This is a genomic window from Halorubrum orientale, from assembly GCF_059623105.1.
In genome coordinates this window covers 338,619-362,405 of record NZ_JBSPSR010000001.1, presented here as the reverse complement: position 1 = coordinate 362,405, position 23,787 = coordinate 338,619, and the positions used below count along the sequence as shown (strand labels likewise).

The window sequence follows — 23,787 nt, the reverse complement described above, 5'->3', positions numbered from 1 at the left end:
AGACTGAGTACGACGGCTCGTCGTGCGATGAGATCGCGTGTCGTTAGTTGCTGTTCGCTGTCTGCGCTTCGATCGTGAGGATGTAGTTGAGACCGCCGGGGAGGTTACCGCCGTTGTTCCCGCCCGCGAGCAGGTCTACGACCAGTCCAAAGTTGATCGAACTCCCCGAGTTGAGCGTATCGGAAATATTATTGTTTCCGGTCAAGATGTCGTTTCCGTTCGCCACCGGACCTTCGCTGCTGTTTCCGCCTGCTGGTGAGACAGTGAACTCGAACGTGTCGTTTGCATCCACTCCAGCGTTGCCGTTGCCGTTGCCAGTAGACACGCTCATCGTGAGCGTCAGCGACTCGACGGCTTGGGTGCCGTTGTTCGTGACTGTGATCAGGTTGCGGAACGTCGTCCGAGCGTTCTGATTCAATCCGCTCGCACCAGTGTTGCTTCCATTGAGCGCGATTTCGACCGTACCGTCTCCTGGGTCGGCGACGTACGCGTTGTTTCCGTTACCGTCGCGGTCGGCTGGTCCGAGTGCGAGAAACGCGTTTGCATCTCCTGCGGTCTGGACATTGACCGTACGCTCAGCTGTCACGGTGGTGAATGCGCCCGTACCGATGAGTGCGCCGCCGCCTGCGACCAATCCGCCCAGACCGATGAGTGTACCTCGTCTGTTGACCATACCTACTCTCACGATACGTATCAACTTTGTAGAGCGGTACTTGAAACAGAGAAAGCTCACCGATTCGTTACGTCACGTATCGTATGGCCCTGCTTGCGGGTCAACTCGCAGGGTATCGAGAAGCTTGAATCGACACACGCTACGTGCGTGTTGTACGGTTGAGACGTCTGTCAAGACAGGTGAGGCCAGATAGCAACCCAGCAATCACTGTCGACTACGTCTATCGATCGCGACTGTTAATTAATCAAATGAGAGTTTGTCCAGCGTCTGTTGTCGGCGTAGGTTAGTTGCTGTTCGCCGTCTGCGCTTCGATCGTGAGGGTGTAGTCGCCCGTGCCGGGCAAGTCACCGTCACTCGTCTCCCGAAGATCGACGCTCATGCCAAACTGGACCGAGTTGCCGGCATCCAGCCCATCGTCCTGTAGCACGTCGTCACTGTTTGCCAGGTCGACGCTCGGATCGACCGACGTGGTGAACGAGAACACATTCGTGAAGGTGTCACCATTGGAGTCCGCAATACTCAGCGAGAGCGAGGTGAGCGACTGTGTCCCATTGTTAGTTACCTTGACGATGTCGCGGATCACCGTTTCAGCGTTTTTGTTTAGTCCCTGCGCTCCGCTTTCTGCGTCGGCATCTGCGTTGAGCGTTATCTGAATCTGATCGTTGCTGCCGTCTGCGTACTCACCGTTGTCGGTGTCGTCGTCGGTTGCCGGCTCGAGTGCGAGGAACGCACTGGCGTCCCCCGTCGTCTGAACGTTGACGGTTCGCTCTGCAGTCACCGTGGTGAACGCGCCCGTACCGAGAACCGCACCGCCAGTCGCGACCAATCCACCCAGACCGATGAGTGCACCTCGTCTGTTGACCATGGATACAGTACGAACACCCACAGACTTTGTATCGACCCCCTGTGCCGCTTCAAGCCCGCCGTACCCGCTCGTATGGCACCGCTTGAACACCTCAGCCACTGTCAGGTCATCACAATCGACGGGCACTACATACCTACGTTGCGGGAAAGCTCGCCAATACAAAACCCTCAACAAGGCTAGGAAACAAGCGTACCAGCAGTAGACGGACTCACACGATGCCAACTCGACGACAGACCACGATCGGCTTGCTCTCGCTCGCGCTCGGGAGCGCCGCGATCAGCTCCGCGGCGTTCTCTTCGAGCACCGCGGCCGGAGCCGACCTGCGCGTCGTCGTCAGTTCTGAACTCACGCTCACGCCTGCGCGTCCGGAAGGCCCCGACTCCGAGTACCAGAACGGCCAGCACGTCGTCACCGACGAGGACGGCGAGGTCACCGAGATCGTCTTAGAGCACCTGAACCAGCGGTCGAAGTCGACGTTCGCCAACCTGATCACGGCAACCAACAACGGCAACGTGGGGTACGACCAGCTCGCTTTCGAGTTCGTCGCGACAGGCGACTCACCGAGCGAGGCGAGCCTCGCGGCGGCCGACAGTCTCGACGTGATCGCCTCCGGCCTTGAAACGACGACCGACGAGGGTCAGACGGTGCTGCTCGCCGAGCCGGGCGCGTCACTGGAGCCCGGCGACTCGGTGACGTTCGGGATTACGGTGGATCTGCTCCCATCCTCGTCGGACGACATACAGGCGTTACCCACCAGTCCGAACGTCGACCTGGAAATTACCGCCGAGCGCGACGCGAACTGAGTCTCGGCCGGAGTCGTCGATCAGGTGCGAGAACACGGACATATCAGGTTTCAAGGAGTGCTTTCAGGGCGGAAAGCTGCGCCAATTTATATGTAATCCCGTACATGTGAGTAGTACGATAATCATGAGGTCAACACGGCGCAAGACGTTACTCGGCATGGGTGCACTGGCGACTGGCAGCGGCGCGCTGTTCTCGAACGCAGCGTTCTCGACGTCGACGACCTCGGCGGCTGACCTGCGCGTGCTCGTCGAAGAGCGTGGCCTCGTGTTCCGAGGAAACCCAGATGCCCCAGACGAGCAAGACAACATCGTCGACACCGACGACTTCGAGAACTTCTTCGACGGCGAAGATATCGACGATAGTAATGAAGGAGCGTTCGGCGACGGGAACGCACCCCCGCTGGCGGCGACGAACGGAGCAGCTAATGAGGAACTCGATATTTTCGCCGTTGCGGGACTGGGCGAATCTGCTAGGTTCAGCGACTTATTTATCCTGGAAAACAATAGGGATTCAGAGGTCAATGTGGGTATCGCCTACGACCGGAATAATGAGGAATTTGGAACAACTGCAGGACAGTATGGCGAAGATGTACTTGGAACCGGCGAACTGTCGCCGGCTGTCTCCAGATACTCGTACCGATTTGAAGTGAGCGATACGGCAACCTTCTTCAATGGTGATACTGACGGACTGATTTCTCCTGCGGAAAATAGTGATGGAGATGGTGAATTAACTCAGAATAGTGCAAGCAATGCAGGAGGAGTAAATGAAACTATTTCAGATGCCCGTGATCGTCCAGCAGACGGCGTCACGCTCGGACCTGGAGAGTCAGTAAGTGTCGATCTCGTCGTCAACACCATAAAGTATAAAACAGAAATCACTGAGCAGGCTGACATCAATGAGGACGACGGTTTCAGCGTCCAGCGTGATACGGTGGACCTGCTCGACGCGATCACCGTGGGGACGCTGGAATAATCTACCTAGTCTACTAACCAAGTCAGTAGACGACCTACCTACTCGATCGCCACCCAAAATTTCGAATACTATATACCAGGCGCAGGTGACATAAAATCTAATATATGAGGGAATCCCGTGTACAGCAGCGACGACTACCTGACATAGAGTGTCTCTATAGCGAGGAGTCACCGCTGTAGTATCTCATCTACGATGTCACTCACCGACCAACGCAAGTACACGCCCCCCGAGAAGGACGAGCTCTACGACCTCCTGAGCAACCACCGCAGACGGTACGTCATCCACTTCTGCAAGCGCGCGGACGGCCCGCTCACCCTCTCTGATCTCGCCGAGAAGGTCGCCGCCCGCGAACAGGACAAGACCGTCGCCGAACTCACCTCCGCCGAGCGCAAGCGCGTCTACACCTCCCTCCAACAGACCCACCTCAAGCGACTCGCCGACGCGGGGATGATCGACTACGACGGCGACGAGATCGAACTCACCGACGAGGCCACCCAACTCGACGTCTACTTAGACGTCGTCCCCGAGGGCTCGATCCCCTGGGGCGTCTACTACCTCGGCCTCTCCGGCCTCTCGGCGGTCGTCCTCGCCGGCGTCTGGGTCGACGTCGTCCCGACCGAGTTCATTCCGGATCTCGGGTGGGCCGCGCTGATCCTCGCGGCGTTCTCGATCTCGGCTGTGGTCCAGGTGGTCCAGAGCCGGCGGTACCGCCTCGGCGAGATGGACGAACCGCCGTGAGCGACGACCCACAAGCGCGGCGATACCGTCGTCAGGCTCGCCAATACTAAAGCGCCGAGGACCGAACATACGATAGGAAGCGACGAGTACAGTCCTCGATCACCACGATAGCATCCACATGGGACGAAAACGATCGCGAAGCCGAGACCGGTCCGGAAACAGCGGCGTGAGCCGCCGGGCCGTTCTGGGGCTCGTCCTCGCCGGTGGCGCTGGACTCGCCGGAGCCCAACAGACCGGCGCGTTCTCGTCGGTGACGGGCGATCGAGGGTTCGACGTACAGACCGCGTCGGACCAGAACGCGTTGTTGGGGATACGGCCGCTTGATCCAACAGGGAGCGACGGCGACGAGGTTGAGATATTTAAACTGACTAATCGTTTTAGTGATGTCTTAGAAGTAACATATGACATAGAAGTTGTTTCGTCTGGACCGCTTGAATTAGATGGGAACTCTCCTCCAAATGTCGCAATTTCACCGGGTGGAAATGTTAACGTGACAGACAAACTATCGTGTGATACAGCAGTGACAGGAGATGTAAAAATAAATCTAACAGCCTCTACTGACAACGAGTCTGTCCAACTCTCTCGGAAAACTACAGTTACCTGTCAGCCAGCCACCTGTCTCAGCGGGCCTAAAATTACCGAGCATTGTAATGAGATACCCTGTATTGGTATTGATGAAAGTGGCAATACCGACGTTACGGTTGATCTGATAGATGTTACCGTTAATGGCGGTATTAGCGTTGTCTCAAAGGGCGGTGGAAAAAGCGAGATACATATTATAAGTAGTACTATCGAAGAGGATGTGACAATTGATATTAGGGGTAAAGGTAAGAAGCCTGCTAATGTTACTATAGAAAACACGACAATCAAGGGGAAACTTACAATCGACATAAGCGGTAAGAGTAATTTATTGCTAGATGATAATGATATAAACACCGTCGAGGTGTCTGGAAAAGACGACGCAGAAATTGGGAAAGGAAACGGAGACAGTAGTGACGACTGTAGCAACGACAGCGACGACAGCGACGACGATGATGACGACAGCGACGACAGCGACGACGATGATGACGACAGCAACGACGACGGTGACGACAGCGACGACGATGATGACGACAGCGACGACGACTAAAACGAGAGAGGAGGCCCCTCTGACGGAACACCACCAGGCGGAGACCGCGACTAACTGATTCCGGCTATTGAGCCGGCACACGCGTCACGAACCCGTTCTACGGTACGATTCACCACTAGTCGCTACGGATGTGCCCGCGACGAGAGCGACAGCGGGCAGCCCGAGCCACACACGCGAGCACGCTCACATCTCGAAGCGGTCGAACTCGTCCATCGTCATGTCGGCGTAGTTGACGAGCCAGTCGCCGGCGGGTGAGTCCGGCCGGACGTACACGTAGATGTACTCGCCGTCGAGGACGGTGCTCACACCGAGTTCCTCGTCTTGGATCACCCGTCGGTTGCTGTCGATGGCGACGTCGACGAGCCCCTCGAGGTCGTCGACCAGGATGGTCGCCTCGTAGTCCCGCTCGGAGGGGAACGTCCCGCGGGTGATCCACTCCGCGAACTCCTGTTCCTGCTGGTGTAACTCCAACAGCTCGCGCTCGTCGGGCGTCAACCGAATGCGTCCCTGTCGACGCGCCACGGCGGCCCCGAGCAGGCCGAGGATTGAGAACACGACGGTCGCGATCGACCCAGCCGACGCGGCGAGGTCCGGCTCGACGGTCCGCTCGACTGTGTCTGTCCGCTGTGTCGTCTCGTCGACGGTCTGTAACTCGAGCACCCGAAGCGTCTGCTGGGTGACCGTAATGGGCATGACGCTCTCGTAGGTCGCGTTCACGGGTTGCCCGCCGAGGGTGCCGTCGACGGTCGAACTCGAGACGACACGTATCTGGATGCTTCCTGCGCTCCCGAGCTCCTGTTGGATCCGCTGGATGGTTGCGAACACCGACTCAATGTCGATAGTCGCATCGACGGTGTGTGTCTCACCACCGGTCACGTTCGTCTCGTCGGCGGTCGCAAGCGGCTCCGCGTACTGCCAGAGGACGGTCTCGCCTTCCGTCCCACGGTACTCTAGTCGGACGTCGGTTCGGACGTCAACGCCGCCCGACGGGGCGGTGTGGCTGAACGCGTAGGCGACGTCGAGTTCCTCGACGAGGTTCACGTAGTACACCGGCCGGTCTCGGACACGCTCGCCCTCCTCGAAGACGAGCGAGTCGTTTGCGATCACCGCGCTGTGGTCGTACCCCGTCGTCGTCGACCACTGGCTGACAGTGACCTCCTCGCGTTCGACGTCCGGCGCCGCGTGCACCTGGTACGCCCACCAACCGCCGGTGGCCGCGAGCACGACGAGGAGGAGCACGACGATCGGAAACCACTGGTCGAGCAGCGCGCGGATCCGCACCGAGCGGTCGACGGTGCTCATGGCTCGGTAGAACACATGGCCGACGAGGAACGCGGCGTGTCGCGTGCCGTCGTCGGCGACGCTCGAGTACTCACTCGAGATCGACCCCCATCGAATCGATAGATACTACCTCGTCGAATAACGGCTTCAGGGTGTTGATATTCTGTGGTGAACCCGCGATCGGGTCCGCGTGGAAGTGAGCAATTGCATCCGCGCTCTCGAGTGTGCCCAAGAAGACGTGGAGGAACCGGAACGTGCTCTGGGCGTCTTTGTACTCCAAGAGGACGTTCACCGAGTCGTAACACACCATGGTCGTCGCGTCGTGGTCGGCCCAGTCGTCAAGCGTCCCCGAGACGAGGATGCCGAGCCGCGTGATGTCGCTCGGGTTGTTGATCTCGATCGTCTCGACGCTGTCGGTGACCGACTCCGGGACCGGCTGTGAGTACCCGACGGCGACCACGGTCGTTCGCGCGGCGTGTTCAGCGATGTGTTCGAGTCGATTGGGAGCGAGCCGGCGGTACTGTATCAGTAGAACGTTCCGGTCCTCACCGGCTCGTTCGAGCCCAAGCAGATCGTGACACGCGGCGTCCTCGCGGGCGTCCTGGGAGCCACACTGGAGGAGGATGCTGGTTCCTGGGGTCGGGTCGAGACCTGCAATCGGCGACTCGGCGTCCGCGTCGTCGCCGGCGCCCTCGGAGGAGAACGCCGAGCCGACATCGGTGTCGGCGGGTGCCGCCTCGTCTGAGGTGGCGTGGCTCTCGTCTGGGGCGTCAGGGCTTGCGTCCGGAGCAGCGTCGCTCGCGTCTGGTGCGTCGGTGTGCGGTGTCGAGTCGCCGTGGTTCGGTGTCGGGCCTTCGGTCGGCGTCGAGGCGGACTCGTTCGGCTCCGAGGTCGACGCTCCCGCGTCGGGTTTCGTGGGAGCCGCTGCTGAGGAGGCCTCGGTCGGCTCGGCGTCCTCCTGGTTCGGCGGCGACCGGTTCCAGATGCGGCTACCAGTTCGTCGGGGGCGGGAGTCGGGCGTCGACGCCGACTCACCGGCCGACCGGTCGTGGGGCTGAGTGTCGCTGGCGTCGCCCTCGGGAGTGTCAGCAGAACTCGTGTCCGCACTCGGCGCGGCCGTGGTCGCACGCGTCGTGTCGGCGTCGTCGTGCTCGCGTTCCGCGCCGTTGGAGTCGGGGGGACGTGTTTCGGCGTGGTCGGTCTCCGGTGGACTGCTGGACCCGGACGCGGCCGCCGGAGTGGATTCTGGGTCGCTCCACTCCCACGCGCCGATGTCTTCGTCCGGGTCGCTGGCCTCGGTCGTGACAGACAGCTCGTCGAACCGGCGGTCGTGATCCGGCGAGTCGTCGTCTGCGTCACCACCGCTCATACGTCCGAATCCAAGTAGTCGGTGTGAGACGCTGGTCGCCGCGGTCGGTTGACGCGAACCGTCGGACTACGATCACGCCACCACGCACGCCTGGCCGGTGATTCGAGTGAGCGTGGCGCAGGCTGAAGGCGACCCATGGCTGTTCTATCTATGAGTAGTCAATCCGGTTTAATAACCATACCGGATACGGGCGAGAAGGCCCGACGAGCCGGACCCCGGCAGACGGAGTCGACCACACGTATGATATGTCGTCTGACAGTACCGTGGCTTCGACCCCGTGCGTCGAGGCGTTGGGCGTCGGCGCTCCGTGCGTTGTGGGAGGCGAGAATCGCTGTGGCCAACGGTGTACAGGAATGTCGGGTTCTGATCGTAGCTGCCGTGTGCTGCCCACGGCGGCAGCACACAGAAGGGAATACTTAACTTTTCGCTTCGCGTAGGATAGTAGAGAATGTCTGACTCCTGGGACCGAGCCGGTGGCCCCCCGGTCGATGCCGACGCCTTCCAGGAGTGGGTGACACACACAGCCGAGTCGCGCGGTGTCGACGAGCGCGAGTTGATCAACCAACTCGTCTCGGCGTACTGGATACTCGACGAAATGAACGACGTGGGGGGAGACGTAGACGGCCCCTCGACGGCGGGTTCGCGAAGAGAGGAGGACGCCGACACCGGTAGGTCCGGCGACGATGAAATTGGAGACGACGTCACTGGAGACGACGATGTCGTTGCAGGCAGCGACGCCCGTGCTGGTGGAGAGCGCGGCGGGGCTGGGCCCGAGTCGTCGGGCGTCGACGAGGGCGATCGCTCGGCGGCAGACGACGCGATATCACACGAGCTCAACGCGCTCAGGTCGTCGATACAGGCGCAGTTCGATGTGAGTCAGGCGGTGACCGAGCTGCGGCGCGAGGTGAGTGAGCTCTCGCTCGAAGTAGAGACCCAACGGTCGCGTCGGGAGGAGTTTACCGACCGAATCACCGACGAGTTGACGCGGCTCCACGGCCGAGTCGAATCGATCGACACTGACGATGACGCCGAGCTTCGAGATCATGTCGACGAGGTTGAACGTGAGCTTGAGACGGTGACGAAGCGAGTGGCCGGTCTCGAACGAGCTATCGACGACATCCAAACGGACCAGCAGGAGCTCGACGCGTGGATCGACGAGGAGTTCGATGGCATCGAGTCGCTCTTTCGTGACCTCATTGGCCGCAGTGACACCCACGCGGCCCGGATGGACGACTTCGACGAGCGCTTGGTAGCTCTAGAAGATCAGCTTGGCGAGACGGAAACGGACCTCCAACCGGCGCTTGAGGCGGTAGCTGACCGCGAGGCGATCGCTGACCTCCGCCGTGAGGCGCTCGACACCGGGGTCGACGCCGCTGCGTGTGCGCGCTGTGGAACCACGGTCGACCTCTCGATGCTCGACGAGCCGGCGTGTCCCGACTGTGGGGCCACATTCCACGGAATCGACACCGACACCCCGATCTGGAACCCGTTCGCCTCCCCCACACTCACGACTGCGCCGGCCCGGTTTGACGCCGAGTGACCGGGCAGGGCGCTTTTTATTTCGTGACCGATACTACATCGTATGCGCACCCTCGATGAGACGGATCGGGAGATCCTTCGGCTACTGCTCGAGGACGCCAGGCGGCCCTACAGCGACATCGCTGAACGCGTCGACCTGTCTGCGCCCGCTGTCTCCGACCGGGTCGACCGGCTCAAGGAGACGGGTGTCATCGAGGGGTTCACCGTTCGGGTCGACACCGACGCGCTCGCCGGTGGCATCCAAGCGCTCCTCTCGCTCACCGTCGCCCCAGGCGACGCTGATGCCGTTTACGACTCGCTCGCGGGTCGGGATCGGGTCGAGCATGCGGTCGTGACGGCCGACGCGGACGTGCTCGCGCTGGTGCGGGTGCCCGACCGCGACGTCCGGGGATTCGTCGATCGGACCGCCGGGCTTGAGCACGTTGAGAGCGTGTCTGTCCGACTCGTCGACCGACACGAGTGGTCGCCGGGTGTCGGTGAGACCGACCTCGCCGTCGACTGCGTCGAGTGCGACAATACGGTCACAGCAGAGGGCGAGTCGGCGCGGGTTGACGGGACGTTGTATCATTTCTGTTGTGCGTCCTGTCGGCGGAACTTCGAGGAGCGGTACGAACGGCTCGAGGAGGGTGCGTGAGTCAGGAAGGTAACCTACTTGAGGCCGGGTCGGATACTGGTTAGTGTAGTCCCGTGGTGTAGTGGCCAATCATAATGGCCTTTGGAGCCATTGACGGCGGTTCGAATCCGCCCGGGACTACTGCTAATGCTTTCATAGTCCTTGGTTTCGACACCTGAGTCATGGTCGACACCGACGACATCCAACAGTACGGAGTCAAATTCGAGAACCAACTCGAGAAACTCCGCACCGCGGACATCGACGAGCGCGACCGCAAGGCAATCCTGAAACTCATCACCGAATGGGACGGCACTGGCAGCATCAACCAGGGGACGATCGTCTCGTATCTCAACCGACTCCGGCTCACCTCCGAGCGCGCCGCGGTCTCGCTCGTCGAGATGGACAAAGACGACGTCGACACGTTCATCTTCAGTCTCAAACACGACTACGAGCTCGGCGCGGGGACACTCCGCAACTACCGCAAAGCGCTGCGGAAGTTCTTCAAGGCTCGCGACGAGCCGTGGGCGACCGACATCACGGTCGGTGCCGCTCCGGACCGCTCGGTCGACCCGAACGACCTGCTGACCGAATCGGAGCTTCGAGACCTGCTCGATGCGACCACGAACCCCCGTGATAAGGCACTGGTGGCGCTGCTCGCTGACACCGGCCTGCGTATCGGCGCGGTGTGTGCACTTCGCCTGCGAGATCTCGACCTCTCGGACGATATCGCGACCGTCTCGATCAACACTGAGGGCAACGTGAAAGGCGCGGCTGGGACGGTCCCGCTCACATGGAGCGAGGGCTACGTCGGGAGTTGGCTCAACACCCACCCCCGACGTAACGAGTCTGATGCCGCACTCATCCACAAAGTCGAACACGTTGCTGACGACGACGACGGGGCACTGACATATCAATATGCCGCACGCCGTATCAAGTTCATCGCCGATGACGCTGGTGTCGACCGCGACCGAGTCAACACCCACAACTTCCGGAAGACCGCGATTTCGCGCTGGATTCGTGAGGGGCTCTCCGAGCAGGCGATCAAACACCGCGCCTGCTGGGATGTCGACTCGGATATGATTCGCACCTATTCGGGCGTTCGTGACGAAGAGTTGAACGACCAGATCCTCAGCCACTACGGCATCGACACTGATGACGATGAGACGACGGCCGTGCTTGAGGCGTGTCCGCGCTGTCAGACAACGCTTGCGCCCGGCGATGACTTTTGTTCGGGGTGTGGTGCGGCGCTCTCGGACATCGCCGCCCATCAGAAGACGACTGTGACGGACAGTCTCACCGACGACCTGGTCGAACTTGATGACCAGGACAAGCGCACGATCGCCAGTGATGCACTTGCTGGCGTTGAGTCCGATCCCGAGCTTGTCCGCGAGGTCGCCGACGCCGTGTTGCGACGCCTCAACTGACGCACTCATGGTTCTTCCCCGTACTCGCGGCGGAACAGTTCGGCATACACGGGCGCAGTCGCCCGGCTACTGTGTGCGAGCTCTTGCAGCTTTCGTTTCCGTGTTGGCTCATCAAGCCGGTCGCCACTCGCGGTCTGGCTCACGACTCGACACCTCGCTCAAAGCGTTTGATCCACGCGAGCGCTTCGGTCGCGCGGTCTGTGCCGTCACCCTGCTGGCGACGTGTGACGAGCTCGTCGATTGCATCGTCGACGCCGTGTTCAGCGACGAGTAGCTCGGCCGCAGCGACGAGATCGGCGTTGAACTCGCGGGCGGGCTCGACGCTCATGCGTCCACCTCTGGTGGATTCGTGTCGACGAGTCTGTCGGCCCACTCTGCGATCACTTCAGCGTGACAGGCCGGCCCGTCTTCAACAAGACGCTGACACCAACACCCGAGGGTTTTCGCTGCGAGTTCGCGGATCGCTTCGCGGAAGTCTTCATCGCCGCGTAGCCGCGCTTCAAAATCATCACGGAACCGGTCGATGGACTCCGCCCGGCTGTACGCAGTAAGCGTGTAGGGGTTTCCGAGCCACCCGCGGACTCTGATCGACGTGTCGTTCATGCTTCGGCCGCCAGTCGCTCGCCCGGCGTAGACGTCAGTCTTGTCGGCTTTACAGTGACCGACGTGTGTTTCACTCATGCGTCCACCTCGAGGCTACCGCCGCACTTCCAGCAACACGGCGCTTCAGCCGGGTTCGACCGCCCGCAGTCGGTACAGTCGCTGCGAAGGCCAAAGAGGCCGTTCCAGCTGCGGTACGTCGTGTCAACGCTCATGCGGCCACCTCACGCTGGTGTGCCCAGCTCGCACAGAGCCCGGCGAGTTGCTCGAGTGCTTCACGCTTGTGAATCTGTGAGCGCACGCCGGCAAGCTCGACGACGAGCCCGGCCGTCGCCGACAGGTCTGCACGCTCGAGCGCTCCGACAGCGAGTTGCAACTGTTCGCGCGCGTCGGTGTCGGACCCGGTTCGGTACGCATCACAGGCGGCTTCGAGTCGGGCGGCCGCGGTCACAAGTAGCTGACTCACAGCTTCTCACCACCGTTGTACCACGAGTTCCCGCTTCCGGCACCCACTGGTAGTGACTCTGAGCGTTCAGGACAGCCGTAGCGGTGGCCGTACTCGACGCCGTCCGGGCCGCGCGTACACCGTGCCTTACAGGTGTCACAGCGCAGCTCGTGGTCGCGTTCGACCATCGGCGCAAGTCGCCGGCGACGGCGTAACTGTTCGGTCGTAACGGGGGTTTTATTCCCGCTGGATGTATTCGTTGACATGCTTCTGGTAGTGCTGCCGGTCTGGGCTCTATCCCTGGCCGGGTCATTTCCGACCGTTGAGACCGACAGAGTCACTACCATATCTGGGTCATAGGCGGCATCCTACTTAGTTGTTCCGTGGACACGTTTTTGCGTGGCTCTTAATCGGATCAAAACTTAATTCCCCCCGCCAAGAGCATTAGGTCACACTATGGGTGCACCGCGAGAGGTGACTGACGACGAGTTGTTGGCGGCGGTGCGCATGCACAAAGACCCTGCAGTCACCTCAAGAGACATCGCCGACTGGGTCGATCTCACCCCCCAAGCGGTAAACAAGCGACTGCCAAAACTCGTCGACGAAGGGTACATACAGAAGAAGGAAGTCGGTGCCGCGGCAGTCGTTTACTGGTTGACTGATTCAGGCGAAGAGCGCGTCTTTTCGTCGAAATCAGTTTGAGGCCACCAGACGACAGCTGCAGATCCAACGCGCTTTTTCACGACTACACCATCATCTTTGAGCGAGTTGAGTCGTTTGTTCACAGCGGCTGAGGTCACGTCGAAGTTAGCCGCGATTTCCTTTGCGGTCAGCACTGGCTGTTCGTCGTTCCGCATAAACTGGATGATCTCGTTATCTTCCATTATCGGATCCCGACCGATCGAACTTGTACCCATTGCCCGCCTGTTCGTTGTTCCGCAACAAAAGGTTTATGACCGTTGCTCCGCATGTATTAATTGGGTAAACCCGACTCTTCGGGGCGTTATGGAGCCGATGTAAGAACGCCCGCCTGTTGCACCAGGCGAGCCGGGTTCCCTGGATGAACCCATGGTAATCGACACACCACCCGCCAAAGAACGTATCGACGCAATCCCACCGAGTGCTCGCGTGCTCGGCATCGACGCCGACGGCCGGCCGCACCTGTACGACCTCGAGCACCCACTCGAGATCTGGGTGCTCACGGCCGACCACGACAGCTGTGTCCACTACGTCGCCGTCCCCGACCGCTCGCTCGTCGACTGGGCGCTGTTCGTCGACGACCGCTGCGGCTGGAATCGTCGCCACCGCATCGAAGAGCCAGCCTTCGCGGGCCTCTTCGATGGCGAACCCGTGCCGCCGACGCGTGTTGAGGTGATCGGGTAGATGATCGCCCCGCGTCCCGGGAGCCGATGTCCAGTCTGTGGCGTCGAGCTGCTGGTGCGAGAAGGCCCACGCTGTGACGGGTGTCGTGATGACCGCCCCAACTGAGCGCGCCCGGATGCAGCTCGCCCAAGCACTCACCCGCGCCGACTCACCGGCGGCCCGCGAACACATCCGCGCCGCACTCGCCGAACTCGACACGCCCGATCGGCTGATCGAGTGCCGAGCATGTGGCCGCGTCGGGCTTCCTGAGCGGCTGATATGTACGCACTGTGCGGAGGGCTGAGGTACCATACCACCGCCGACGGGATCCGATTATAAAAGAGACGGCCAAAAGCGCGGTGGAAGTGAAATTGAACGGATAGCTATTTTTTGATTGGGTCATATTGACATCTCATGGCACACCAGCGGGAAGCCACCGATGCCGAGCATCACTCAACGACTTGAACCCCTCACACACGAAGAAACGCTCACCACATCGCCAGGCAGGCCGAGAGAGGCCGACTATACGCGCATGCCAGCCATAGTAGTCTGAGGTCCTCCTCACCTCCGTTCCAGACGAACCGTTTGAGCTTGACTTTCGAAGCGACTCGTGTTAGAAGCCATAGCGTTTGTGCGCGTCGTCAATGGGGACGATCTCCAGCACGCGCACTTCGCTCTCATCCTCTAAGATCGTGTAGATAGCCGTGTAGGTCCGAGAGATGTGCATCCGGTAGCGGTCACGGCGGCCGTCGATGGGGAGTTTCTCCTTGTCCCCACGACCACGCCCTGGATATGGGCTCTCCACTAAGTATCCGAGTTTCTCCTTGCAGACCCGCTCGGTCTTCTCGTTGGCGACGTCAAGAAACTCGCGGGCGTCATCCGCGAGCAGGACGTCATACTCAGACATCTGAGAGTGGTGTTAACTCGTCGCGATCCGCGTCCTCCAGTTCTTCGAAGCGCTGCTCTAGGTCCTGTCGCCGGCGCTGCTGTGCTAGCTCCTTCAGCAGGTCGTCATAGGACTGGCCGGGCTCCTTCAGGTCGTGGAGTTCCTTCCGCGTCTCTTCGGTTACTGGGAGGCGCTTGTCGGCGGACATGACTGTGCAGACGTACAGGGCTGACAGTCTTAAGACTTCGGAGGTGTATATGGGAAGAGGGTGAATCGTGCCCACGGACGGTCATCTCAGCACGTGATCGATAGGTGCGTCGAGTGACCCAGTCCGCACCGATCGCGAGCAGCACGGCGAGCACGACGACGCCGGCCGGTATAAAACCAATACGAAGCGTCTTCAGGCCGGCCTCAAGCCAAGCGAGGATACGCTGGCCCCGCCAGACGAGCAGACGCCCGTCGCGAGGTACGCCAGCGTTCATCGACACCAACCGACTGCTGTCTAGCGATTCTTTTTTCACACTTGGCCAAGGAGCTAGTCTGAGACAAGAATCTTATCGCCTGCATATTCCATTTGCTCGATCCACCGGTCAAAGATGACGCTGTCGAGTCCTGAGTATGACTCTTTGTAACTCTCAGCGTCCTCTTGATAGATCTCTATATCGGCCATGTAATCGGCTTCGTTGGCGATCGTGTACACCGCAAGGACGATACACGCGTTCGTTCTCGCCTCGGAGTTACGACAGTGGACGGCAAGCGCATTCATATCTTCACCACAGATCCGATGAACGTCGTCGCTCACTTCGTCGGAGAAGATATCAGTCGACCGCGTTTGAAATGCCTCGATAGAATTCCGGATCGATCCCTCGACCCCATCGTCGATATGGCGTAGTGTTTCGGTCGCGTTTTCAGAGTATAGAATCAGCCGATCGCGACCAAACACCATTCGTTATCTATAGTTGCTAGACTCGCTCACTCCACCGAAAACAGTTCTTTCGCGGAGGAACGCATATTGTGGCCCTCTTTTGGTCCAGGCCCAATAAACTTCGTCTCGCCGTGCTTGCTCCCGGGTTCGAGGAACTGAGACCGACTATCAGGATCATGAAGCCGGTCTGTGTCGAGCTCGGTTTCCGTAGTGAGGCCTGGGTATTTGGTATACACGTAATCGAGCAGGTCTTTCATCCGTCGATCGCCGAATTCGTCCTTGATATTGACCGCGATGTCGAGGAAGGGTTTGATATCTTCGGATTCAACCATCTTCTTCCCGACACGGATACCGACATCGGTGAGGCTGTAGACCGTCTTTTCGTTCCCGACTTCATTCGTGATGTGGTTGATATCTACTACGTCCTTCCCGGCTAATTGGTCGAGAGCACGCTCTAGTTCCCACGAATAGGGACCGTACGGCCCCGCCTCATATTCGAATGCTTCGGGGAGTTCAGTCTCTTCCTGAGCGATGAACACCAGCTTCTGCATCCGGGTCGCACCTTCCACACCAGTGCCTTCGACGTACATTAACGCGACCGGAAACAGGCGGCTGTTCTTCATGCGTACTCTCCTCTTGGGTGTAAATCATCGGTCATATACATATATCTGGTGTAGGGATCTATCGATGAGGAGCTGAGACGCCACTATTCACTTGGCAGTGGATCGCAGGCAGCCACGTCGGCTATCGAGCGATAGGTTCACCAGCGGGCCGATCTCTCGACTTCGACCACCTGATAGCTCCCCTGCAGCGCGTTGGGACACCGCGACCGATCGCTGTGGCTCAGTCGTTCACAGCGGTAGCGGCAACGACGGCACGACCGGCAACGAGCTGATTGAGATCCAGTTAGCGCCGATCGCGAGCAACACGACGAGCACGACGACGCCGGCCGCGATAAACCCGATACGAAGCGTCTTCAGGCCGGCCTCGAGCCAGGCGAGGATGCGCTGGCCCCGCCAGACGAGCAGGATGCCGGTCGCGATCACCCCGGTCTCGAGACTGTTGGCCCCAAGCAGGCCGGCGACGGCGTCGATCCCACTGGCGATCGGGTCGATCAGCATCGTCGGGTCACTCGGAGTCTCCGCCGATGATGATCTGTGGGCGATCCGACTGGCGAGCGCGGTACCAGAGATACAGGCCGCCCGCTACGACGAGAATCAACAGCGGCGCGACGGTCTCGCTCGTCAGCTGCTCGATCGCCGTCTGGACGGTCCCGGGCGCGACGAACTCTAAGCCGAGAATCACGGCGGCGATCGTCGAGCCGAGCCAGACGCGCGTTGAGGCGGCGTTGTTCTGTCTGAGAATCAACCACGTCGCGACCGGCACGCCGGCGACGACGATCAGGATGCCGGTCCCCTCAGGCAGTGAGACGAGCCCAACCCGCGCAGCGGCGATTGCGGCCACCACCCCAGCGGTGATCGACGCCCGGCGGTTCCCCAGTATCAGGGTCGCCACCTGGCCGAAGTACGCGAGCAGGCGTCGCAGCGCGGCGAGTAGCCCCGATCCTGTGGTCTGTGCGGCGCGTGACCCAACCGCGCCAGCAGTCGATGCGAGCCCCGTCAGCCGGCTCACAGCCGACCCGGATGCGGACCCAGTCGACGTGCTCGAGGTGACGGCCGCCGAGTCTGAGTCTGAGCCACCGAACGGGTTGATTCGTCGCAACACGAGCAGGCCACCGAGTCCGAGCACGCCGACGAGTGCGAACTGGCCAAGCCCGGAGCCGTCGATCGGCAGCGAGACCGACCCGACCGCGCCCGATGCGCGCTCGGTAAACTGACCGACCGCCCCGCTTGATGAGCGCGTGCCGCTCGGGCCGGTGTCGGTGAGAATCGCCCAGGTGTCCTCGCTGTCGTCATCCTCGAAGATCGCAGGCGACTCGGCGACATCGCTGTCGACGACGATCGAGCGCGTCAGCGAGTTGAGCAGGTATTTCACCCCGGTTTCGGTGTTGTAGTATTCGACCGTCACGGGATCACCAGCGCCGCCGGGACCGGGTGAGACGTCGAGTTCGGGGTTCTCGCCGGCTTCGACGACGTCGATCCGGACGTCACCCCGCTCGGCGACGACACGCGTGTCGAGATGCGAGACCCGGAAGGTGTCGCCGACCTTCGAGTTCGGTAGATAGAGCTTCTGTGAGCCATCCGCCCGAATGACGACGTAGTCCTCAGTCGGGAAGCCGCCGGCGTACGCGTAGTGGACACGGTCGCCTTGTGCGGTTGCCCCAACGTCGACGTTGAACTCCTGTCCCCGAGTGTCGATATAAAGCTGCGTGTCGAGTTCCTCGCCCGGCGCGGTCGGGTCGGTGACGGTGACCGCGCCGTCATTCACCGAGATCTTCCGCGCCGTCACCCGAAGCTCAATCTTCATGCCACTCGGCAGTGCTGAACCATAGGCATCGGCGAGAAACGCTATCATAGTCGTATCCTCAAGCCGGTAGTTCTCAGCGGTAAGCGTCTGCCAGTTGCCACCGTTGACCCGGTACTCGGCGTTCTTGATCCCGACGACGCGGCTACTTGAGAATGGGATCGTCACCTGGGCGGTCGCGGTCGCGTCGGCGTACGTGTGTGAGATATTGTAGCTTTCCTCGAACGTTGAGGCTGTATACGTTGTCGAGACTTGATTTTGTGCGGAATGTGAGTAATTTAGATCAAACTGAGTCTTTGGGCCGGAGTTCGACGGGTCGGCAACAGCGGTCAACGTGACGTGACCGCCGATAAGTGACTCATCGACTTCGCCACTCAGGTTGACCGTTTCCCCGTCAGTGAGTGTTCCAGTGTAATTGATGCGTTGTGTCCCGTCGTCGCTGGAAAGTACCACGCCGGGATCACTCGTCATCGTCGTTTCTTGCCAATTAATGTCGTAACTGACGGATCCGCCACCGGCTGTCGTTATATCGACGCTCGACGTATCTTTGGTTATATCGATGGCTCTTGCCTCGGAGCCAGCTCCCAGAGACGTTACCGTGGTCGAGTCGCCAGTCGACGTGCTGACAGTTACGTCTCCCGGTGATGAGATTACGTCCGCCTCTGCTCGACGGTTCCATACACTACCATCAAATGATCCACCGTTGATCACGTTCCGGTCGCCGGTCATAACCGATCCCCGCGAATATCCGTCATTACCAGTCACATGAAAGATAAATGTGATTTCTCCACTATTACTTACAGATATTGTTTTGCCGAAGTCAATTCGGTACGCGTTTCTCATGTTTCCGGTATTTAATTGTAAGTCCTCAACCACATATCCCGTTGAGTATGACCCATCTGCCTGTCCATTTGTAACGCCAATATCTACGGATATATCGCTATATCCGTCATTCTTCATATTGTGTATGATAATTCCACTTATTTCAGAGGGACCACCAGTATTGTCGATGGTTAATTCAGACTCACGACCACTCATAAATAAATCATGCTCGTACTCGTCGCTTGAGTAGGTTTGACCGTTACGAGACTCTGAGCCGGAGAGCGTGACTGACCCCTCAGTAATCGGCTGAGTACCACCGGGATCGACCGATACGGTATCGTCCGATCCACCAGTCAGCGATCCCGACCGGGTTTTGATTTTAGTGTTGGACACACCTGTCAAAGTTAGCGACGCGTCAGAAACGTCGCCACCACCCGAGACGTCATACTCAAACTGTGTCCCGTTCGTTGCGCCCGTCGCGTCGATCGTCACCTTGCCGGAAAACGTCACCGTGTTACTGGAGAAGTGCGGCACGTCGAACACGAGGTAGCCATCGACGTATTCGGCGGTCGACGTCCACTGCTCGTCGTTCTCGTGGGTGCCGTAGATCGCTTTGGGCCGGTAGCCGAGCGCCTGCTGGAGCAGGCCGGCGTCGAGTGCGACCTCACGCCCGGCCGAGTTGACATCATCACGCAGGACCACGGCCATGCCGTCGCCCGAGACGGCCGCACTGTCGGCGTCCATCACGCTCGCAGCGTGGTCGGCGGTCGTCAACACGACGTCGAGTGAGTCGGCGTGTTGTGAGGCCATAACGCCGCCTTCGAGCTCTGAGGCGGACAGCGGGATCGTCTCGCCCGCCGGCACGTCGTCGGCGACGTTCTGATCGGGGATCGTCGCCATCCCGGCGGGCGCGGCGGCCGCGCCGCCGACCACTGCGAACGGCACCACGAGCGCGAGCAGCAGCAGGGTCGCGAGCAGGAGTGCGAGCCCGCGTGCGGGCCGGTTCACGAGCGCTCACCCCCGGGTGGTCGCGGGCGAACCCCACGCGCGGGCTGGCCCGCGATTGCCGCGCGAGCGCCCACGCCGGCGGGGTTCGCGTACGCGATCACACTAATCATTAGCCATCCCCTTGGCAGTTTGCTGCTGGTCTGAGCTATGCGCACGCGTGTGACCCTCGTCGAGCGAGATCTTCAGCCACCGGTCGGCGTCGACCGTATCGACCGGAATATCGTCCCATGTGAACCGAGTGAACCGCTGTCCAGTCCATAACAGCCCGCGACCGATGTTTCTTGAGGAGAGCTGATCCTTTTTCATTGGGATGTTGTTAAAGCCGAGCGGCGCACGATCACCGTTCGACTGACAGGGGTTTGCGGTCCCATCAGCCAGGGATACACGCCACTGAACGGTTCTACGTATCTTCGAGTGCAGGTTCACCTCGTGGTGAGCGAAGAAAAACAGCGAGAAATTGAACTTCCGGCTGTCTGCCATGACGCGCCGCAGCGCCTGGACCTTCTCGTACGTCTCGTCGCTGTCAGCTTTCGCGTCATCGGGTGCGAGATCAGCCGCCTCGTCGAAGATGAGCGACGTCCAGTCGTACGGCCCGTATTCGAGCTTGGCGACCATCCACGCGAACCACCAGTGCACGATCGGCGTCGTATCGGCAGCGTCCTCAGCCTCACTCGGCGGCGTGAACGGCACCGGCTTCGGGCAGAAGTCCGACTCAGCCATGACGCGCTCACACCCCGAGAACGAGGGATCCGGGTAGACGACGTGGAACTTCCCGGGCTCGAGCCGGTCGTTCAGGTCGACCGGGTCCTCGTAGTATTCGACTTCGCGAACGATGTCCTCGAGGTCGGCCGGCTCGCCTTCGTTCTGGACGCGGATGTCTCGCGGCTTCCACGTCGCCGCGATCTCGGCGTTCGCCGGCAGCAACAGCTTCGTCCAGTGTTTGAACGGCAACCACTCTGACCGGCTCGACGAGCCACGCCAGACGACCGCCTCATCGTTCACGTCCATCAGCCGGTTCGACCACTTCAGGCCAAACGTCGACTTTCCAGACCCCTTCTCGGCGACACACAAGAAGTTCGTCCCGCCGACGTGTCCCCACTCAGATTCGCCGGGCGGCTCGTGGACGAGACAGTTTGGATACGGCTTCTCGTAGCTCTTGAAGACGTCTGGATCCCAGGGACTGATCCCGAACTTCCGACGCATCTCTTCAGCGTCGGTGTGTTTGTTATGCCAGCCGCGCGGTATCGGATCCGGGTCTGGGTACTCTGGATGCGTCTGCTTACTATTCGACCCCCACTTGCGTCCGTAGTCGTCTGTCCGTTGTCTGTTGGAACTCATATCAACCTCTGTCCTCGAAGGGACTCGGTTCAGCTTCTTCGCGTGGCGTTGCCTCACCGCCCTGCAGTCGCTTCGCCGCCGTCGCGAACGCCGGTAGCAGCTCTTTGATCGCGAGCTTCACGCGATACACGGCCGCGACCTGCGTCTCGCGCTCGAGCAGGTATCGCACGGCCACTCGGTCGCGTGTGAGCTGCCCGGCGAACTCGCGGTTGATTTCGCCAAACGTCGCGCCGTTCAGCGTCGCGAGCCAGCTGGACAGCTGTTCTCGGCGCTCGAACCCACCCCATAGCGACCGTAAACAGGTGTGTTGCCGCGTGTCGAGCACCGAAAACGCCGGTCGCATCGCCGGGTCGTCGATAGCGCTCACCGAGATCTCGGCGAGCGGGTCCTCGTCATCTTCCGGCAGTCGCTCGACAGCGGCCGTCTTCAGATGATTGTACGCATCGTTGCACGCGGGTTCAAGCCAGTTCTCGCGATGCTTCCGTCGGACGGCCTGCGAGACGTCGTCGCGACCGACAAGATGGTTCAGCAGCGTCCGGTCTTGGATCAGGCTCGAGGCCGGCCACTCGCCTTCGATGTTTCCGAACGTCATCACGGCGGCTCGCTGCCACCACTCGACGATGTCGCGTCGGTCGCCGAAGCCGTCGATCAGCTCGGCGCGTAGTGCGTCCTGGTTATCGTCTAGGACGTCGAGCGCGACCTTCGGGAACGGCTGATCAGCGTGTCTAGTCGTCATCGTCGGCTGTCACCTCCGTATCTCGCGAGTCCGGCGCGGCCGCACCATGCACCTCGCTGACGTAGTCGTTCCCGAGCTCGTCGTGGATCAGCCGCCGGGTCTGTGACTCGTCGAAGTCAGACGAGACTCGCAGCGCGTCGAGCGGCGTCTTCATGCGTTCTTTCCAGGCGACATCCCGGTAGTCATCGATCAGCTTCGCGTCGCTGTAGCGCTCGGTCTCGAACGCGAGACTCGCTTCAGCCTGCGTGAAGTGATACGGCGCGGGCTCGGACTCGGCACCACCGTTCTCGACGCGATAGATCATCGGTAGGCCGACGATGCCGCCGACGACCGCGCCGAAGCCGGGGATCCCGAGCATTGCATCGGCGATGAACCATCCGGCCGCCGCGCCGCCGCCGACCGGCAGCACAACCCCCGGGTTCGGGAGTTCAGTTCGGCCGACGCCCGGCACGTCGACGTCGCTCGTCAGCGGCAGTCGCACGAGCTCGGGCGGCTTGTGCACGAGTGCGTCCTGCAGGTCCCACTCGGGATCCAGCTCGATCTCGAGTTCGTACGGCGACTCTTTGCCCTTCTTGTGCGTCTGGATGTCCGCGATGTCCAGCGTCGCCAGCGAGCCTCGCAGCCGGGCAATAAACGCCGGCAGTCCCTTCCGGATCAGGACGAGCTCTTGATCGGCTTCCCGACGCAGGCCGGTCTTCACGACGTGATCAACATACCGCGAGTCGTGGGTGTCCTCGCCGCGTGGCGAGGTCGCGTGCTCGAGATCTTGGCGTCTGAACAGGAACTTCTGCAGATCGGCCGGGCCGCTGCCCTCGAGCACGAGTGCGTAACTCAGCACACCAAACACGAGCGCGATCCCGGCCGGGATGCGCGTCGCGAGCACCGCGCCCTGGAAGGCGAAGAAGCTCGCGAGCAGCGCGATCGGTACGGCGACGGCGATCCCCCACTTGGCGAGCCCCCACTGCGGGCCGACGATCGCCCGGTCGGCGTGTCGTTTGCCGAGCGAGCCGCCGAGCAGCATCGCTGGGAGTGCAAAGACGCCGATCTCCCAGAAGAGCGTGCTCAGGAAGTCGCCCCACGAGTCGATGTCGATGCTGCGAGCGGTCGCGATCGTTCGATGCTGGAAGGTCCAGCGTGCGTCCGGATACTCGTCGACCCACATGGTCACGCGCTGATCCTCGCCAAAGCTCGACGGGATCGGGATCTCGGCGCTGTCGTAGCCGCGACCGAGTCGCGCGTTCACCACGGTCGCCGTCACGTTCTCCGCGACCGGCTCAGTCGTGGTCCCGTTCTCGGTCTGAACCGTCCGGGTGCCACGCTGCCAGGCGACGACGTTCAGCGTTAGTCGCTCGTCTGGCTCGCCGAGTCGAATCGTCCGCAGAGTGACTTTGTCCTGCTGCACCCGGGTGTCACGGGTCAGATACTCCCAGTCACTCGAGCCAAACCCCACAGGTTCATGCCGGACGGTGGCACTTCCGTACTGGCCCAGGAACCGCATCGACGGTGGCGCGCCCTCTTGGGTCGTGCCGCCGCCCTGCAGCTCCTCAAGCGAGTAGTCGGCGTCGGTCGTCTCGACGGTCGCGTTCGTCGCCGTGGCTGTCGCGTTCTGGCCGGCGACTGGTGCCGCCAGCACTGGTGCGAGCACGAGCAGCGCGACCAACAGGCCGGCGAGTATCCGGCGGTGCATCACCGAGCCACCCCCAGGATCGCCTCTTTGAGACCGACGACCGTCTCGGTCGCGTGCTCCGGCGCGGCCATGAACCAGACGCCAATAAGCACGGCTGCGAGTACCAGGACGCCCGCCGTCTCGTCGATTTTGATGAATGTCGCCATG

Annotated in this window: 31 protein-coding genes and 1 tRNA gene; 11 read left to right on the top strand and 21 right to left on the bottom strand. The window is 61.0% G+C overall.

The genetic code is table 11. The features are described 5' to 3' along the window. Positions 1 to 43 precede the first annotated feature (43 nt). Together ACWUI7_RS01910 and ACWUI7_RS01905 are read right to left on the bottom strand one after the other, a co-directional pair. Positions 44 to 673: a hypothetical protein gene (locus ACWUI7_RS01910; RefSeq protein ID WP_496640474.1), complete on the bottom strand. Its 630-nt coding sequence runs from the start codon at positions 671 to 673 to the stop codon at positions 44 to 46. Between the two features lie 283 nt (positions 674 to 956). Continuing rightward, positions 957 to 1,538, bottom strand: a complete 582-nt coding sequence (locus ACWUI7_RS01905; RefSeq protein WP_496640473.1) for a hypothetical protein — start codon at positions 1,536 to 1,538, stop codon at positions 957 to 959. 215 nt (positions 1,539 to 1,753) lie between these two features. On the opposite strand from ACWUI7_RS01905, the gene ACWUI7_RS01900 reads away from it, so the two are divergent. The 4 genes from ACWUI7_RS01900 to ACWUI7_RS01885 all read left to right on the top strand — a co-directional run bounded on the left by ACWUI7_RS01900 (position 1,754) and on the right by ACWUI7_RS01885 (position 5,181). Then, positions 1,754 to 2,341: a hypothetical protein gene (locus ACWUI7_RS01900; protein WP_496640472.1), complete on the top strand. Its 588-nt coding sequence runs from the start codon at positions 1,754 to 1,756 to the stop codon at positions 2,339 to 2,341. A 157-nt stretch (positions 2,342 to 2,498) separates the two neighbouring features. Then, positions 2,499 to 3,314, top strand: a complete 816-nt coding sequence (locus ACWUI7_RS01895; RefSeq protein WP_496640471.1) for a hypothetical protein — start codon at positions 2,499 to 2,501, stop codon at positions 3,312 to 3,314. A gap of 192 nt (positions 3,315 to 3,506) precedes the next feature. Beyond that, positions 3,507 to 4,052 (top strand): DUF7344 domain-containing protein, encoded by a 546-nt coding sequence (locus ACWUI7_RS01890; protein WP_496640470.1) that lies wholly within the window; start codon positions 3,507 to 3,509, stop codon positions 4,050 to 4,052. Positions 4,053 to 4,218: 166 nt separating this feature from the next. Then, entirely contained in the window at positions 4,219 to 5,181 is a 963-nt protein-coding gene (locus ACWUI7_RS01885; protein WP_496640469.1) for a hypothetical protein, read from the top strand. Between the two features lie 183 nt (positions 5,182 to 5,364). Here the strand turns inward: ACWUI7_RS01885 and ACWUI7_RS01880 are convergent, their stop codons facing one another. Together ACWUI7_RS01880 and ACWUI7_RS01875 are read right to left on the bottom strand one after the other, a co-directional pair. Continuing rightward, on the bottom strand, positions 5,365 to 6,483 hold the full coding sequence (locus ACWUI7_RS01880) for a DUF5305 domain-containing protein (RefSeq protein WP_496640468.1): 1,119 nt from the start codon (positions 6,481 to 6,483) through the stop codon (positions 5,365 to 5,367). A 70-nt stretch (positions 6,484 to 6,553) separates the two neighbouring features. After that, entirely contained in the window at positions 6,554 to 7,831 is a 1,278-nt protein-coding gene (locus ACWUI7_RS01875) for a DUF7504 family protein (RefSeq protein ID WP_496640467.1), read from the bottom strand. Between the two features lie 448 nt (positions 7,832 to 8,279). Here ACWUI7_RS01875 and ACWUI7_RS01870 point away from each other — a divergent pair, with 448 nt between their 5' ends. The 4 genes from ACWUI7_RS01870 to ACWUI7_RS01855 all read left to right on the top strand — a co-directional run bounded on the left by ACWUI7_RS01870 (position 8,280) and on the right by ACWUI7_RS01855 (position 11,407). Continuing rightward, the gene (locus ACWUI7_RS01870) at positions 8,280 to 9,371 is read left to right on the top strand and encodes an Rpo12/RPC10 RNA polymerase subunit family protein (protein ID WP_496640466.1); all 1,092 of its coding nucleotides are present in this window, start codon (positions 8,280 to 8,282) and stop codon (positions 9,369 to 9,371) included. 42 nt (positions 9,372 to 9,413) lie between these two features. Next, positions 9,414 to 10,004 carry a winged helix-turn-helix transcriptional regulator gene (locus tag ACWUI7_RS01865; RefSeq protein ID WP_496640465.1) on the top strand — a complete coding sequence of 197 codons (591 nt, stop codon included), beginning with the start codon at positions 9,414 to 9,416 and terminating at the stop codon, positions 10,002 to 10,004. A 47-nt stretch (positions 10,005 to 10,051) separates the two neighbouring features. Further along, positions 10,052 to 10,124 (top strand) — tRNA-Gln (locus ACWUI7_RS01860). Positions 10,125 to 10,165: 41 nt separating this feature from the next. Next, entirely contained in the window at positions 10,166 to 11,407 is a 1,242-nt protein-coding gene (locus ACWUI7_RS01855; protein WP_496640464.1) for a site-specific integrase, read from the top strand. A 5-nt stretch (positions 11,408 to 11,412) separates the two neighbouring features. Here ACWUI7_RS01855 and ACWUI7_RS01850 read toward each other — a convergent pair whose 3' ends face one another. From ACWUI7_RS01850 to ACWUI7_RS01825, 6 genes are read right to left on the bottom strand one after another with little or no spacing between them, the layout of a single operon-like run. Continuing rightward, complete coding sequence (locus ACWUI7_RS01850; RefSeq protein ID WP_496640463.1) at positions 11,413 to 11,550, bottom strand: hypothetical protein; 138 nt, start codon at positions 11,548 to 11,550, stop codon at positions 11,413 to 11,415. Continuing rightward, the gene (locus ACWUI7_RS01845; RefSeq protein WP_496640462.1) at positions 11,547 to 11,735 is read right to left on the bottom strand and encodes a hypothetical protein; all 189 of its coding nucleotides are present in this window, start codon (positions 11,733 to 11,735) and stop codon (positions 11,547 to 11,549) included. Before ACWUI7_RS01845 ends, ACWUI7_RS01850 begins: the two co-directional genes overlap by 4 nt. Continuing rightward, positions 11,732 to 12,088 carry a DUF4326 domain-containing protein gene (locus ACWUI7_RS01840; RefSeq protein ID WP_496640461.1) on the bottom strand — a complete coding sequence of 119 codons (357 nt, stop codon included), beginning with the start codon at positions 12,086 to 12,088 and terminating at the stop codon, positions 11,732 to 11,734. The genes ACWUI7_RS01845 and ACWUI7_RS01840 overlap by 4 nt, the downstream gene beginning before the upstream one ends. Next, entirely contained in the window at positions 12,085 to 12,222 is a 138-nt protein-coding gene (locus ACWUI7_RS01835; RefSeq protein WP_496640460.1) for a hypothetical protein, read from the bottom strand. The genes ACWUI7_RS01840 and ACWUI7_RS01835 overlap by 4 nt, the downstream gene beginning before the upstream one ends. Further along, complete coding sequence (locus ACWUI7_RS01830) at positions 12,219 to 12,473, bottom strand: hypothetical protein (protein ID WP_496640459.1); 255 nt, start codon at positions 12,471 to 12,473, stop codon at positions 12,219 to 12,221. Before ACWUI7_RS01830 ends, ACWUI7_RS01835 begins: the two co-directional genes overlap by 4 nt. Next, positions 12,470 to 12,640: a hypothetical protein gene (locus tag ACWUI7_RS01825; protein WP_496640458.1), complete on the bottom strand. Its 171-nt coding sequence runs from the start codon at positions 12,638 to 12,640 to the stop codon at positions 12,470 to 12,472. Before ACWUI7_RS01825 ends, ACWUI7_RS01830 begins: the two co-directional genes overlap by 4 nt. Positions 12,641 to 12,908: 268 nt before the next feature. Here ACWUI7_RS01825 and ACWUI7_RS01820 point away from each other — a divergent pair, with 268 nt between their 5' ends. Then, on the top strand, positions 12,909 to 13,154 hold the full coding sequence (locus ACWUI7_RS01820; RefSeq protein ID WP_496640457.1) for a winged helix-turn-helix transcriptional regulator: 246 nt from the start codon (positions 12,909 to 12,911) through the stop codon (positions 13,152 to 13,154). Here the strand turns inward: ACWUI7_RS01820 and ACWUI7_RS01815 are convergent. Continuing rightward, positions 13,100 to 13,336 carry a helix-turn-helix domain-containing protein gene (locus tag ACWUI7_RS01815; protein ID WP_496640456.1) on the bottom strand — a complete coding sequence of 79 codons (237 nt, stop codon included), beginning with the start codon at positions 13,334 to 13,336 and terminating at the stop codon, positions 13,100 to 13,102. The two genes, ACWUI7_RS01820 and ACWUI7_RS01815, sit on opposite strands and share 55 nt — an antisense overlap. A 184-nt stretch (positions 13,337 to 13,520) precedes the next feature. Here ACWUI7_RS01815 and ACWUI7_RS01810 point away from each other — a divergent pair, with 184 nt between their 5' ends. Together ACWUI7_RS01810 and ACWUI7_RS01805 are read left to right on the top strand one after the other, a co-directional pair. Continuing rightward, entirely contained in the window at positions 13,521 to 13,835 is a 315-nt protein-coding gene (locus ACWUI7_RS01810; protein WP_496640455.1) for a hypothetical protein, read from the top strand. A gap of 88 nt (positions 13,836 to 13,923) precedes the next feature. Continuing rightward, positions 13,924 to 14,118: a hypothetical protein gene (locus tag ACWUI7_RS01805; RefSeq protein ID WP_496640454.1), complete on the top strand. Its 195-nt coding sequence runs from the start codon at positions 13,924 to 13,926 to the stop codon at positions 14,116 to 14,118. A 309-nt stretch (positions 14,119 to 14,427) separates the two neighbouring features. Here ACWUI7_RS01805 and ACWUI7_RS01800 read toward each other — a convergent pair whose 3' ends face one another. From ACWUI7_RS01800 to ACWUI7_RS01755, 10 genes are all read right to left on the bottom strand, one after another. Continuing rightward, entirely contained in the window at positions 14,428 to 14,721 is a 294-nt protein-coding gene (locus ACWUI7_RS01800; RefSeq protein WP_496640453.1) for a type II toxin-antitoxin system RelE family toxin, read from the bottom strand. After that, positions 14,714 to 14,908 (bottom strand): hypothetical protein, encoded by a 195-nt coding sequence (locus ACWUI7_RS01795; RefSeq protein ID WP_496640452.1) that lies wholly within the window; start codon positions 14,906 to 14,908, stop codon positions 14,714 to 14,716. Before ACWUI7_RS01795 ends, ACWUI7_RS01800 begins: the two co-directional genes overlap by 8 nt. A 327-nt stretch (positions 14,909 to 15,235) precedes the next feature. Next, a complete protein-coding gene (locus tag ACWUI7_RS01790; RefSeq protein WP_496640451.1) occupies positions 15,236 to 15,466 on the bottom strand; it encodes a hypothetical protein in 231 nt (76 codons plus the stop codon). 206 nt (positions 15,467 to 15,672) lie between these two features. Continuing rightward, positions 15,673 to 16,248: a PadR family transcriptional regulator gene (locus ACWUI7_RS01785; RefSeq protein ID WP_496640450.1), complete on the bottom strand. Its 576-nt coding sequence runs from the start codon at positions 16,246 to 16,248 to the stop codon at positions 15,673 to 15,675. 228 nt (positions 16,249 to 16,476) lie between these two features. Beyond that, entirely contained in the window at positions 16,477 to 16,746 is a 270-nt protein-coding gene (locus tag ACWUI7_RS01780; RefSeq protein ID WP_496640449.1) for a hypothetical protein, read from the bottom strand. 7 nt (positions 16,747 to 16,753) lie between these two features. Continuing rightward, positions 16,754 to 19,879, bottom strand: coding sequence for an autotransporter outer membrane beta-barrel domain-containing protein (locus tag ACWUI7_RS01775; protein WP_496640448.1), 3,126 nt, complete (start codon positions 19,877 to 19,879; stop codon positions 16,754 to 16,756). A 102-nt stretch (positions 19,880 to 19,981) separates the two neighbouring features. Further along, positions 19,982 to 21,217: a hypothetical protein gene (locus ACWUI7_RS01770; RefSeq protein ID WP_496640447.1), complete on the bottom strand. Its 1,236-nt coding sequence runs from the start codon at positions 21,215 to 21,217 to the stop codon at positions 19,982 to 19,984. A 1-nt stretch (position 21,218) separates the two neighbouring features. Continuing rightward, positions 21,219 to 21,953 carry a hypothetical protein gene (locus ACWUI7_RS01765; protein WP_496640446.1) on the bottom strand — a complete coding sequence of 245 codons (735 nt, stop codon included), beginning with the start codon at positions 21,951 to 21,953 and terminating at the stop codon, positions 21,219 to 21,221. After that, entirely contained in the window at positions 21,943 to 23,640 is a 1,698-nt protein-coding gene (locus tag ACWUI7_RS01760; RefSeq protein ID WP_496640445.1) for a hypothetical protein, read from the bottom strand. Before ACWUI7_RS01760 ends, ACWUI7_RS01765 begins: the two co-directional genes overlap by 11 nt. Further along, a complete protein-coding gene (locus tag ACWUI7_RS01755; protein WP_496640444.1) occupies positions 23,640 to 23,786 on the bottom strand; it encodes a hypothetical protein in 147 nt (48 codons plus the stop codon). Before ACWUI7_RS01755 ends, ACWUI7_RS01760 begins: the two co-directional genes overlap by 1 nt. Position 23,787 lies beyond the last annotated feature (1 nt).